Below are 12,076 nucleotides of genomic sequence, written 5' to 3' on the forward strand. Positions count from 1 at the left end.
CAGGCCATGGGCGTGCGGCATCGCCCGGCCCGGCCCGGTGGCGGCGCGGAGGCCGGGCCGGAGGCGGCGTGCGGCCGGTCCGGAGCCCCGGGTCGCGTGGAGCCATAGCGTGATCCGCTCCAGGACCGTGGGCGTCGCCGAGTCCGGGCGGGCGGTGCACAGTGCGAGCAGCCAGGCGTCGAGGAGTCGGTGGTCGACGTCGACGCGGAAGGCGCCGCCGGTCCGCGACTGCTCGGATGCGCAGGCGTGGCGATGGCGTGGGGCGAGGGGGAGGCGCGTGGGCGCGACTGCCCGGTTTTCGAGCATGGAGGTACACCGGTTTCTGTGAGAAGTCCGCAGCAGGAAGGTGCGCGGCGCACAGGCGCGACGCGCGACAGGTTCAGCGCTCGGTGGGTCTCACAGGGTGTACAACGGCCGGTCCTTGGCTCGACGGCGTGGCTGGGCAGCAGGTTAGCGGTGCGCGGCGGCTCCGGTCCACTGATTTCGGGCGCCTACGGGCGGTGCCTGACCGGTTTGAAGAAGTCTCCCGCGGCCATGTACGCGAAGACGGACAGTCCGATCCGTACGCCCTGGTTGTCGGCGGAGCGGAAGTGGACGCCGCCCCAGATGCGGGCTTCGACGACCTCGGCCAGGGCCTTGGAGAAGCTCGGGAAGTGCCGGGTCGCGGCGGCGGCGGGGCTGTACGCGCTGAAGGAGATGTCGTCCCGCTGGTAGAAGTAGGCCAGGGTCGCCATCGACGCCGACGTGAAGCAGGTGTGGCCGGAGGTGTACTCGGGGAACGGCGGTGTGACGAGCAGCGGCATCCAGTTCGGGTCGCCCGCGGTCGCCTGGTTGCCGTCGGTGTCGCCGAGTTGGACCGCTGTCACGGGCCGCCAGAAGTTCCAGTGCTCCTTCTCGGCGTAGCAGGCGATGAGCGCGTCGGCCTCGGTCATGTCGACCATGGCGAACATGCGTGCGGCCTGCAGCGTGTTCAGTCCCCGGCTGGTCGCGACCTGGCGTTTGATCTCCCATTCGGTGAGGCGCCGGTCGTGCCACCAGATGGCGGCCGACGTCTGGTCGGCGGTGCGTGCCGTGCTGCCGACCCCGCCGAGCCGCTTGATCTCGTTGTAGTCACGGGTGTAGGCGCTGCTGGTGAGCGCGGGTGGTCCGGAGGTGCGGAACATGGACGCGTCGGGGAGGAGGAACGGCTTGAGGTGCCCCGTCCACGCGCCGGCGGAGGCGAACGTCGGCGGGGTCGGCCGCCACTGGCCGGGCTGGGTGCCCACCTGCCAGGTCTGCGAGCCGAACGCGCCGTCGTCGCGCCGTGCCGCGATCATCGCGGCCGCCGCCTGCGTGCCCACCGTCACGCCGCGCTGTTTGGGGGTGCCGTCGGGAATCGCTGCCAGCGCGGTGTCGTACTGGGCCTGGAGTCGTGCCAGCTGACCGGGGAACAGCGACACGAGCATGCGGTGCGCGGCCGTCGCGACGGCTGCCTCGGTCGACTCCGTTCCGTCGGCGGCCGGTGCGCCGAGGTATGGCCGGTACGGCCTGCCCGCGATCGCGTTGACCGCGTCGTAGACGGCCCCGTGCACCATCGCGAAGCTGCGTGCCTGCTCGTTGGGCTGCTGCTGGGCGACGTCCCAGATGGCCTGCTGGGCGTTGGCGTCCCAGGTGATGACCGGGTTGGTGGTGGCGGCCTGGGCGACCGACGGGCTGATCGTCGCCGTCGAGGTGAGCACCAGGGCCGTGGAGACGACGACGCGCAGGACAGTACGCCTTGACATGGATCTCCCCGTTCCGGACGTAACTTGCCGACCAGAACTTATCGAACCATTCCAATGTATAGAGCGCAATGTCGAATGTGTCAGGACCGCCCCTGCGTGAAGCCGTCCGGGTCACCCCTTGACCGCGCCGAGTGTCTGGCCGCGGATGAGGTAGCGCTGGGCGAGCACGAACACGACGAGGACCGGCAGCGTCGTCACGAGGGTGGCCAGGGCCAGGTGCGGGGCGTACAGGCGGACGTCCAGGCCGGCCGCGGTGGTCGGGTCGAACAGCGGGCTGGAGGACACGAGCTGCTGCAGTCCCACCGACACGGTCGTGCTGGTCGACAGGGGGAGCAGCACCATCGGCAGGAAGAAGTTGGTCCAGTTCGCCACGAAACTGAAGAAGCCGACCAGCGCCACGGCCTGCTTGGAGATCGGAAGTGCGATCGTGAAGAAGGTCTGGACGTCGGTCAGGCCGTCCAGGCGGGCGGACTCCACGATCGGGGTGGGCAGCGTCGTCTTGAAATGGATGTAGGCGAGGTACACGCCGAACGGGAAGAAGCCCATGAGCAGCCCGACCACCCACAGGTTGTTGACCGCGCCGACCGCGCTCACCTCCAGGTAGATCGGGATCACCAGCACGGTGTTCGGGACGACCATGGTGAGCAGGGTCAGGAACCGCAGCAGGCGGCGGCCGCGGAAACGCAGCCGGGCCAGCGCGTACCCGGCGGGCAGCGCGGCGACGACGGCCACCACCGAACCCACGGACGCCACGATGATCGAGTTGGTGAGCCATTGCAGGAAGGTGCCGTCGTTGAAGGCGAGGATCGACTGCCAGGTCGCGACCGCGTTGCCGAGGGCGACGGCGGAGTCGGCGCCGTCGCCGCCGCGGAAGGCGACCGCGAGGTAGGCCAGCAGCGGGTAGCCGAAGACGGCGGCGAACAGCAGCAGGGTGGCGGTGCGGCCGATCCGGCCGAGGTGGGGGCTCAGCATGGCGTCAACGCTCGTCCTGGAAGAGTCGGCTGCGGTGGATGACCAGCAGGCCGAGGCTGAGCGTGACCAGCAGCAGGATCACGGACATCGCCGCGGCGGCGGGTGTGTCGAGGATCTGGTACGCGTAGGTGAAGCTCAGCTGGTTCGGTGTCCACTGGGGTGAGATCAGGCCGTGGGTGACCTGGCTGAGCACCTGCGGTTCGAGGAACAGCTGGAAGCCGTAGGCGAGGTTGAGCAGTGTCATGTAGCCGAGCCAGGGCCGCAGCATGGGCAGTTTCACGTGCCAGACGACGGCGCGTGCGGTGGCTCCGTCCACCCGTGCGGCTTCCAGCAGCTCGTCCGGTATGCCGTTCAGGCCTCCGCACAGCACGATGATCCAGGTTCCCGCGCCCTGGAAGAACAGCATCGCGGCGAGGATGAACGGCAGGTTGTCCGGCTGTGCGACCTCGTTGAGGCTGGTGTATCCGAAGCCGTCCCAGAGGAAGTCCACCGGGCTCTGGCCGGGGTTGAGCAGGAACAGCCACAGCATGAAGTTCGCGATGCCGGCCAGCGAGCCGGGCAGGTAGTAGACGAACCGCATGGTGGCGCCGAACCTGCGCGAGCTGGCGTCGATCAGCAGCGCCAGGATCACGACGGTGGTCAGCATGACGGGCAGCCATACGCACAGGACCAGCGCGACATTGGTGAAGGTCTCGACGAAGCGGAAGTCGGCGGTGACGCGGGCGTAGCTGCTGAGCCCGCCGAAACCCGTCTCGGATTCGTTCTGGAGGCTTTTGACGACGGCGTACCCCACGGGGATGATCCCGCCGACGAGCAGGAGCAGGACGTAGGGGGTGACGAGCACGGCGGCGGCGTGGTTCGGCCGTCGGCGCGGCGGGGGAGCCGGCGGTGCGGCGGCGCGTCGCGGCTGGATCCGGGGCCTGGTGGCGAGCTGCTCGCGGGCGGTCACGATGACTGCACCGTGTACCCGAAGGAGCGTGCCTCCTGGGTGAGGCGCTCGCCGAACTGCCGCCAGGCGGCCGCGAACGGTTTGTCCGAGGTCAGCGCGGGGGTGATCGTGTGGGTCCAGACCGTGCCGGTGTTGTAGCGCGTGTAGTCGCGGTCGGGCCGCACGATGGTGGTGGCGAACACGAACGCCTCGGCGGCGCGGTCGAAGTCGGCGAGGTAGCGGGCCTGCTTCTGCTTGGCCAGCCACGGTTTCTGCAGCGGTTTGTAGCCGGGCAGGCCGACCGACAGGTCGACCTGCCATCGTGGATCGGCGGCGACGAACCGGGCGAAGGTGAGCACGTTGTCCAACTGGGTGCCTTTGATGTGGCGGGAGAAGCCCCACAGGCCGCCGCCTTCGGAGCCGGTCATCGGGGTGGCGTCCGTCGACCAGCGCAGCGGTTTGCCGGCGGTGATCCGTCCCGGTGGGACCTTCCACGTGTCGCGGAACAGGAAGTTGCCCCACCAGACGGCGCCCGGGCTCATCACCAGGCGCCGGCCGAGTGCGGCGGCGTCGGGGGAGAAGATGCCGGTCGGGGAGAGGGCGCCTGCGGTCAGCAGCCGGTCGAGCAGTTGCTGTACGCGGACGCAGCGCTCGTCGGACAGGGCGATGCGCACGTGCTTCTCGCTCGACGCGTCGTTGGTGGGGCAGCCCGAGGACCACAGGTAGCGGTCGGGGGCGTAGGCGTCGCCGAGGAAGCCGGTGAGGTGGCCCGGGTGTTCGGCGGCGATGCGCAGGCTGAGGGCTTCGTACTCCTCCCAGGTGGTGGGCGGGTCGTAGCCCCACTCGTCGAGCAGGACCTGGTCGTACCAGAAGACGTCGGGCGCGGCGTCGTTGCGCAGGCAGCGGAACCGTTCATCGATCCTGCACTGGTCGATGACGCTCGCAGGGTAGCCGGCCAGGATCTCGGCCAGGTCGACGCCGAGGTCGCGCGCGTAGTTGATTTTCGAGCTGGTCGCCCAGGCGATGTCGTCGTTGGACGGGAAGAAGATCGCATCGGGCCAGCCCTTGCCGGCCTGGTTGAACAGCACGAACTTCTGCTGCAGCTCGGTGCTGCCGACGTTGCCGTTGATGGTGTTCACCTCGACCGGGATGTGCGGGAACGCCTTCTGGAACGCGTTGACCGCGGGCACCCGCGGCGGGTCGACCCATACGGTGATCGGTCCGCCGGAGTCGGTCGCGTCCTGCGCGGTGCCGGCTCCCTCCACCGCCCGGCAGCCACCTGCCAGCAGGCATGCGGCCGCGAGTGCGGCGGCCGCCCAGACCCGGCGTTTGCGCACCCCGGTCATCAACTCACCTTATTCATCGGACGTGTTGCTGTGACAGGGATACGTCAGACCTGTTACAGCACGCTCAGGCTGGCCGCATTCGGCATTAGACATCGGACGATTAGTCATGTCAATCCGTCGTTGACCTGGCCCGTCCTCGGGCGGCCGGTGATCCGGCATCGGTTGACACGGGACATGTGATCGCTAACATTCATGTGGTCCGATAGGCTCTCGCCGCGCGAGCCCCTCGTGGAGGGTCTGATGAGCCATGCTCGAACCCGCCCGGCGAAGCGGCGCCGGCTTGCGTCGGCGGTGCTGGCGGCGGTGACGCTGCTGCTCACCGCCGGACTCGTGGTCCACCCGCAGGAGCGTGCCTTGGCATGGGACAACGGCGTCGCGTCCACCCCGCCGATGGGATGGAACAGCTACGACGCGTTCAACTGGAGCGTCACCGAGGCCGACGTACGGGCCAACGCCGACTACATGCGCGACAACCTGCGCCAGCACGGCTGGCAGTACATCGTCATCGACTGGGCGTGGTACTACCCCGGCCGGCACAACAACAGCCCGAACCAGGACGCGAACCTGCAACCCCGGCTGCGCATGGACGCCAACGGCCGGCTGCTCCCCGACACCACCCGCTTCCCGTCCGCGGCGGGAGCCAACGGCTTCAAGCCGCTCGCCGACTACGTGCACGCGCAGGGCTTGAAGTTCGGCGTGCACCTCATGCGGGGCATCCCCCGCCAGGCGGTCGCCGACAACGTGCCGATCCTCGGCACGAGCTGCCGCGCCAACCAGATCAACAACAGCACCACCGCGGCCTGGCTCAACCTGATGTGGGGCCTGAACATGTCCAACAGCTGCGCGCAGGCGTACCTGGACTCGGTGTTCCAGCTGCTGGCCGGCTGGGGCGTCGACTTCGTCAAGGTCGACGACATCGCCGCGCCGACCTACCGGCAGGCCGAGGTCGACGGATACCGGCTGGCGATCCAGCGCAGCGGCCGCCCGATGGTGCTGAGCCTGTCGCCCGGGCCCACACCGGTCGCCGGCGGCCCGCACGTGCAGGCCAACGCGCACATGTGGCGCATCGTCAACGACCTGTGGGACAACTGGTCCGCGCTCGACGCGCTGTTCGACCCGCTGCGCAACTGGACGCCGTACCGCGCCACGGGAGCCTGGCCCGACCCGGACATGATCCCGATCGGGCGGCTGTCGAAGTACGGGCCCGTCGGCTCGCCGCGATACTCCGGCCTGACCCCCGACGAGCAGCGCACCCTCATGACCCTGTGGGTCATCAACCGCGCGCCGCTGATGTGGGGCGGCAACCTCGTCGAGAACCGCGCCGCCGAACTCGCGCTGATGACCAACGCCGCGGTGCTCGCCGTCGACCAGAACAGTGCCAACAACCGCCAGATCACCGCGGGCACCCGGCAGGTATGGGCCGCCGACGTGCCCGGCACCAACCACCGCTACCTGGCCCTGTTCAACCGCGAAGGCGCGACGGCCAACGTCTCGGTCAACCTCGCCGAGCTGGGCGTCGGGTCGGCCACCGTCACCGACCTGTGGTCCGGCGCGAACCTGGGCACGGCCGGCGGCACCTTCACCCGCTCCCTGCCCGCCCACGGCTCCGGCCTCTACCGCATCGCGACGCAGGCCACCACACCGACGCCGCCGGCGACCCCGACGTACACGCTGACCGCACGGCACAGCGGCAAGCTGCTCGACGTCTACAACGCCGCCCTCACCGACGGTGCGAACGCCGTCCAGTGGGCCGCGAACGGGCAGTCCAACCAGCGGTGGCAGTTCCGCGACGCCGGCGGCGGCTACTACCAGGTCGTCAGCCTCAACAGCGGCAAGTGCCTCGACGTGTACGGCGGCACGAGCGCCACCGCCGACGGGGTGCGCGTGGTGCAGTGGACCTGCGGCACCGGCGCCAACCAGCACTGGCGCATCCAGGACCTCGGTGGCGGATACTCCCAGCTCGTCGCCCGGCACAGCGGCAAGTGCCTGGACGTGCTCAACGCCGCCACCACCGACGGCGCCCAGGCGGTCCAGTGGACCTGCGGCAGCGGCGCCAACCAGCACTGGCAACGCAGCCAGGTCTGACGCACCGTCCGGCGGGCGGGACGGCCGCCCGCCGGACCCGTCCGCCGCGGCCCATGCCGGCCCGGGCCGGCTCTGCCGGTAGCGAACTGGGCTGTCAGGCGGTCGCGGGCCTGGCTATAAAGGACCCATGCTGAATCCGGCGGAGCGGGCTCGTGCCCAGGCGGCTCCGCGTCGGGTGCTGTTGCGCTCGGCGCTGGGCGAATCACTGCGGCGGCTGCGCCTCGAACAGGGGCGTACGCTGGCCGAGGTCGCGCTGGCGGCGCGGATCTCGATGCCGTACCTGTCCGAGGTCGAGCGCGGTCTCAAGGAGGTCTCCTCCGAGGTGCTCGCGGCGTTGTGCGCGGCGTTGGGCATCGACCTGTCGGACCTGCTCGTCGCCGTCGCCTTCCACATCTCGGCGAGCAACGCGGCGACCACGGTGCTGCCGGCCCGCCGGACGGCCGTGGGAAGCCACGACGTCGCGGCGCCGCCGACCCGGCGAGCCGGCGACGCCTACGCCCTGGCCGCCTAGCCTTGCGGAGTCGTCTTCACGGTGGAGACGACCCGGTCCGCCAGGCCGTACGCGACGGCCTCGGCGGCGCTGAACGTCTTGTGCCGGTCGAGGTCGTGCCGGATCTTCTGGGTGGGGTGGCCGGTGTGCCGGCTGAGGATGTCGTCCATCTCGGCGCGCACCCGGGACACGTCGCGCGCCCGGATGGCCAGGTCCGGCAGCGTGCCCTGCGCCACGTCGAAGGAGCCGTCCTCGGTCGACGGCTGGTGCAGGACCACCTTGGCGTGGCGCAGGACCGACCGCTTGCCGGCAGTGCCCGCGGCCAGCAGCACCGCCGCCGCGGAGGACGCCTGCCCGATGCACAGGGTGGCGAGGTCGGGCCGCACGTACTGCATCGTGTCATAGATCGCGGTCAGGGCGCTGTAGGAACCGCCCCGTGAGTTGATGTAGAACTCGATGTCCTGGTCGGCGCTCTCGGACTGCAGGTGCAGCAGCTGCGCGATGATCACGTTGGCGACGTCGTCCGTGATCTCCGTGCCGAGGAAGATGATCCGCTCCGACAGCAGCCGGGAGTAGATGTCGAAGGCACGCTCGCCGCGCGAGGTCCGCTCGACGACCGTGGGGATCGTGTACTGGCCCACCGCCCTACACCCCCATCCGCTGCTTGACCACGCGCGGGCGGATGTCGTCGAGCTGTTCGACGATGTGATCGACCATCCCGTAGTCGAGCGCCTCCTGGGCGCTGAACCAGCGATCGCGCTGCCCGTCCTCGACGATGTCGGCCACCGGCCGGCCGGTGTGCCCGGCGGTCAGCGCGCTCATCAGGTTGCTGAGGCGGTCCAGCTGCCCGGCGTAGATCTCCACGTCGGCCGCGGTGCCGCCCAGGCCGGCCGACCCCTGGTGCATCAGGACCTGCGCGCTGGGCAGCGCGAACCGCTTGCCCGGCGTGCCGGCGCACAGCAGGAACTGCGCCATGCTCCCGGCCAGCCCCATCGCCACGGTGATCACGTCGTTGGGGATGAGCTGCATCATGTCGTACACGGCCAGCCCCGCGAGCACCGATCCGCCCCGCGAGTTCAGATACAGCGCGACGTCGCGGCGCGGGTCCTCGGCGGACAGCGCCAGCAGCTGGGCGCATATCCGGTTGGCGATCTCGTCCTCGACGTCGGATCCGAGCACGATGATCCGCTCGTGCAGCAGTCTCTTGCTGAGTTCGTCGTCCAGCGTGGCGGTTGCGCCCATGTGTTGCACTCCTGTTCCTCGGGCTGTTCTGGTTCCACGATCAGGCCGGAGGGTGCGGCGCACCAAGGAGATCTGCTGACAGCGACTTAGCCCAGGGCAGATCGGGCCGAGGGCCGGAAAGGGCACGGGCGACGCCTCCGCCCACGTTCGCGCTCGGCCGAGCGGGGCGAATGGCCGGCCGAATACCGGCGGCGACACCACGCGACCGTCCGGTGAGGTTGCCCGCAATCGTGAATCCGGCTGGCCGAAAGGGCGACCTGGCGGATCACCATGACATTCCGCTCGTCCGGGTGCCGGTGCTCTCGCGGATTCGTCCATTCGGCCCGACCTCGATGGCATAAGGACTAGACAAGCGCTATTTACCTGGTGAAACGCGCCGACAAATTCCAATGCAGACGGATCTTCCACCCCGCGGAGTGATGTCGTCTATCGGCCATTCTCGGCAGACTCGGTCGCAGCTTCCATCCGCTGCGTCCGGGTGGGGAATAGTCGAGCATTGGAGTTCCGTCATGCTAATTCACCGACAGCGATGGGCACGCTGGGCCTCGGCCGCAGCCGCCGCGCTGGTTCTCGGCGCGGGCTCCGCGACGTGGGCCGACAACGTCGTGGCCGACGGCGACGGCGCCACGCCGGTCACCGGCAGCGGACTGAGTTTCGGCACGGTGTGCCTGGGCGCCGCCGTCACCAAACCCGCCCTGGTCGGTGTCCAGCGCAACGGCTCGTCGGGCGGCCCCAACGTCTTCGCCAACGGCGCCACCGTCACCGTGTCCGTGACCGCTGTGACCGGAGCCGGGGTGAGCACCACCCCGGGCAGCGGCGCGATCGGCACCATCACCCTGCCGTCCAACTGGAGCGCGCAGCCCAACACCACGGTCACGGGAGCACTGAGCCTGCCCGTGCGGCTCGTCGCCACGGCGACGGGCACCGTGAGCGGCTCGGTGTCGCTGGCCGCCGCCGCGGGCTCGGTGAACCGGGCGACGACGCTGCCCGTCTCGGCCACCGTGGTCGCCTGTGACACCACGGCGCCGGTGCTGCACCTGCCCGGCCCGCTCACCGTCGAGGCGACCGCACCTGGTGGCACCGCCGTGACGTACCCGGCCACCGCCGACGACGAGAACCCCGCACACCCCACGGTCACCTGCGACCACCCGTCCGGCGCGACATTCCCGCTGGGCGACACGACCGTGCGGTGCAGCGCCACCGACGCCGCGGGCAACACCGGCACCGGGCAGTTCACGGTGACCGTCGTCGACACGGTCGGGCCGGTCATCCAGGCCGTCGCCGACATCACCGGCGTGGAGGCGACCGGCCCCGACGGCGCCGCGGTCACGTACCGGACGCCGACAGCCGCCGACGCGGTGGCCGGAACGGTGCCGGTCAGCTGCTCGCCCGCGTCCGGCACGGACTTCCCGCTCGGCACCACGACCGTCACCTGCACGGCCACCGACGGGCACGGCAACAGCTCGCGGCAGACGTTCGACGTCACCGTCCAGGACACGCAGGCGCCGGTGCTCGCGGTGCCCGCCGACATCACCGCCGAGGCGACCTCCGGCGAGGGTGCGGACGTGACCTACCCGGCACCCTCGGCGCAGGACGCCGTGGACGGCGCGGTCACGCCCGCCTGCGCACCCGCCTCCGGCAGCAGCTTCCCGCTCGGCGCCACCGAGGTCACCTGCACCGCCACCGACAGCGCGCACAACACCGCCACCGCGACGTTCGCGGTGACCGTGGTCGACACGACACCGCCCGCCATCACCGGCACTCCCGCCGACATCACCACCGAGGCGACCGGGCCGAGCGGAGCCGCCGTGAGCTTCGCCGCGCCGACCGCGACGGACCTCGTCGACGGCGCGGTCGCGGTGGACTGCGCGCCGCCGTCGGGCGGATCGTTCCCGGTCGGAACCACGACGGTGACCTGCTCGGCCCGGGACGCGGCCGGCAACACCGCCGGCGCCTCGTTCCAGGTCACGGTGCGCGACACCACGCCGCCGTCGCTGACGCTGCCCGCCGACCAGATCATCACCGCCACCGGCCCGGAAGGCGCCGTCGCGACGTTCCACCCGGAGGCGACCGACCTGGTCGACGGGACCCTGCCCGTCACCTGCTCGCCCGCTTCCGGCGCGGCCTTCGCGATCGGCACGACCGAGGTGACCTGCTCGGCGACCGACCACGCCGGCAACACGGCGCAGGGCTCGTTCAAGGTGGCCGTCCGCCGCACGATCAGCGGGTTCCACCAGCCGGTCGACATGAACCGCGTGATCAACACGGTGAAGGGCGGCAGCACGGTGCCGCTGAAGTTCGAGGTGTTCGCCGGGCCGGCCGAGGCCACCACGACGAGCATCATCGCGGGGATCTCGGTAAAGCAGTACAACTGCGACCCGAACGCGCCGCTGGACGCCGTCGAGGTCACCGCGACCGGTAACACCGGCCTGCGCTACGACAGCACCGGCGGGCAGTACGTCTACAACTGGCAGACCGCCAAGACCAAGGGCCTGTGCTACCAGGTCGGCGTCTCGACGGTCGACGGCGCCACCGTGATCGCGCAGTTCAAGACCACCTGAGCACACTCCGACGGGCAGGAGCGGCGGGCACGGCTCGCCGCTCCTGCCGTGTGCCTGTCATGGTCGTGTCCGAAACTGTGTGGGAGGTGTCGTTCCCGACACTCGCCGGGGCCGAGCGTGCTTGGCAGGCTGTCCTCATTCGATCTTTCGAGAGGACACCCCGTGTTCATCGGCTACCTCGCCGTGACGATCTTCGCCGCGCTCATCACCGCCTCCTGCGCGTACACCTACCTGACCGGCCACGACTACCCCAAGGCCCAGATGCGGATGAAACGCATCCCGCTGTCATGGGGGCCGGTGCTCGGCCTCATCCTGGCCGCCGGGGCGGTGGGCCTGCTCGCCGGGCTCGCGGTGCCGCTGCTGGGCCTGATCGCCACCGCCGGCCTCCAGGCGTACTTCATCCTCGCGCTGTTCGCCCACCTGCGCGTCGGCTCCCGCAAGCTCACCGGCTGGGCCGTGTTCTACCTCACCGAGACCGCCGCGCTGGTCCTGCACCTGGCCCACCACGGCCTCCCGTGAACTCCGGACTCCGCGCCACCGACCCTGAGCTCACGGCGGGCGAGCACGGGCGGCCGGCGGGCCGCGTTGCGCAAAGGATTGTCCGGTCGCCGCCCGAGGCCGTGAGATGAACGCCGAACCGCGGCGGTCGACGACGTCTGGTCTCGGCCGCCGTGGCAGCCCCGCGGGCA

At 70.3% G+C, this 12,076-nt stretch carries 9 protein-coding genes and 1 pseudogene; 4 read left to right on the forward strand and 6 right to left on the reverse strand.

Annotated elements, in window-relative coordinates:
* Positions 1-491: 491 nt before the first annotated feature.
* From Cco03nite_RS03575 to Cco03nite_RS03590, 4 genes are all read right to left on the reverse strand, one after another.
* A complete protein-coding gene (locus tag Cco03nite_RS03575; protein ID WP_203688461.1) occupies positions 492-1,763 on the reverse strand; it encodes a vanadium-dependent haloperoxidase in 1,272 nt (423 codons plus the stop codon).
* 111 nt (positions 1,764-1,874) lie between these two features.
* Positions 1,875-2,735, reverse strand: coding sequence for a carbohydrate ABC transporter permease (locus tag Cco03nite_RS03580; protein WP_203688462.1), 861 nt, complete (start codon positions 2,733-2,735; stop codon positions 1,875-1,877).
* A 4-nt stretch (positions 2,736-2,739) separates the two neighbouring features.
* Complete coding sequence (locus Cco03nite_RS03585) at positions 2,740-3,684, reverse strand: carbohydrate ABC transporter permease (RefSeq protein WP_203688463.1); 945 nt, start codon at positions 3,682-3,684, stop codon at positions 2,740-2,742.
* On the reverse strand, positions 3,681-5,009 hold the full coding sequence (locus tag Cco03nite_RS03590; RefSeq protein WP_203688464.1) for an extracellular solute-binding protein: 1,329 nt from the start codon (positions 5,007-5,009) through the stop codon (positions 3,681-3,683). Before Cco03nite_RS03590 ends, Cco03nite_RS03585 begins: the two co-directional genes overlap by 4 nt.
* Before the next feature lie 240 nt (positions 5,010-5,249).
* Between Cco03nite_RS03590 and Cco03nite_RS03595 the strand changes: the two genes are divergently transcribed.
* Both Cco03nite_RS03595 and Cco03nite_RS42180 read left to right on the forward strand, forming a co-directional pair.
* The gene (locus Cco03nite_RS03595) at positions 5,250-7,094 is read left to right on the forward strand and encodes an alpha-galactosidase (RefSeq protein ID WP_203688465.1); all 1,845 of its coding nucleotides are present in this window, start codon (positions 5,250-5,252) and stop codon (positions 7,092-7,094) included.
* Between the two features lie 127 nt (positions 7,095-7,221).
* Positions 7,222-7,467, forward strand: a pseudogene (locus Cco03nite_RS42180) (helix-turn-helix domain-containing protein); the annotation flags it as partial.
* A gap of 134 nt (positions 7,468-7,601) precedes the next feature.
* Here Cco03nite_RS42180 and Cco03nite_RS03605 read toward each other — a convergent pair.
* Both Cco03nite_RS03605 and Cco03nite_RS03610 read right to left on the reverse strand, forming a co-directional pair.
* Complete coding sequence (locus Cco03nite_RS03605; protein WP_203688467.1) at positions 7,602-8,225, reverse strand: ClpP family protease; 624 nt, start codon at positions 8,223-8,225, stop codon at positions 7,602-7,604.
* Positions 8,226-8,229: 4 nt separating this feature from the next.
* Positions 8,230-8,826 (reverse strand): ClpP family protease, encoded by a 597-nt coding sequence (locus Cco03nite_RS03610; RefSeq protein WP_203688468.1) that lies wholly within the window; start codon positions 8,824-8,826, stop codon positions 8,230-8,232.
* A gap of 509 nt (positions 8,827-9,335) precedes the next feature.
* On the opposite strand from Cco03nite_RS03610, the gene Cco03nite_RS03615 reads away from it, so the two are divergent.
* Both Cco03nite_RS03615 and Cco03nite_RS03620 read left to right on the forward strand, forming a co-directional pair.
* The gene (locus Cco03nite_RS03615) at positions 9,336-11,387 is read left to right on the forward strand and encodes an HYR domain-containing protein (RefSeq protein WP_203688469.1); all 2,052 of its coding nucleotides are present in this window, start codon (positions 9,336-9,338) and stop codon (positions 11,385-11,387) included.
* A 162-nt stretch (positions 11,388-11,549) separates the two neighbouring features.
* Positions 11,550-11,906 carry a DoxX family protein gene (locus Cco03nite_RS03620; RefSeq protein ID WP_203688470.1) on the forward strand — a complete coding sequence of 119 codons (357 nt, stop codon included), beginning with the start codon at positions 11,550-11,552 and terminating at the stop codon, positions 11,904-11,906.
* Positions 11,907-12,076 lie beyond the last annotated feature (170 nt).

The sequence above is a fragment of the Catellatospora coxensis genome (genome assembly GCF_016862635.1).
Lineage (GTDB): Bacteria > Actinomycetota > Actinomycetes > Mycobacteriales > Micromonosporaceae > Catellatospora > Catellatospora coxensis.

Excerpts from the sequence above, each read along its gene's own strand:
- Cco03nite_RS03575 (WP_203688461.1), bottom strand. The coding sequence starts at position 1,763 with ATGTCAAGGCGTACTGTCCTGCGCGTCGTCGTCTCCACGGCCCTGGTG.
- Cco03nite_RS03580 (WP_203688462.1), bottom strand. The coding sequence starts at position 2,735 with ATGCTGAGCCCCCACCTCGGCCGGATCGGCCGCACCGCCACCCTGCTG.
- Cco03nite_RS03590 (WP_203688464.1), bottom strand. The coding sequence starts at position 5,009 with ATGACCGGGGTGCGCAAACGCCGGGTCTGGGCGGCCGCCGCACTCGCG.
- Cco03nite_RS03595 (WP_203688465.1), top strand. The coding sequence starts at position 5,250 with ATGAGCCATGCTCGAACCCGCCCGGCGAAGCGGCGCCGGCTTGCGTCG.
- Cco03nite_RS03610 (WP_203688468.1), bottom strand. The coding sequence starts at position 8,826 with ATGGGCGCAACCGCCACGCTGGACGACGAACTCAGCAAGAGACTGCTG.
- Cco03nite_RS03615 (WP_203688469.1), top strand. The coding sequence starts at position 9,336 with ATGCTAATTCACCGACAGCGATGGGCACGCTGGGCCTCGGCCGCAGCC.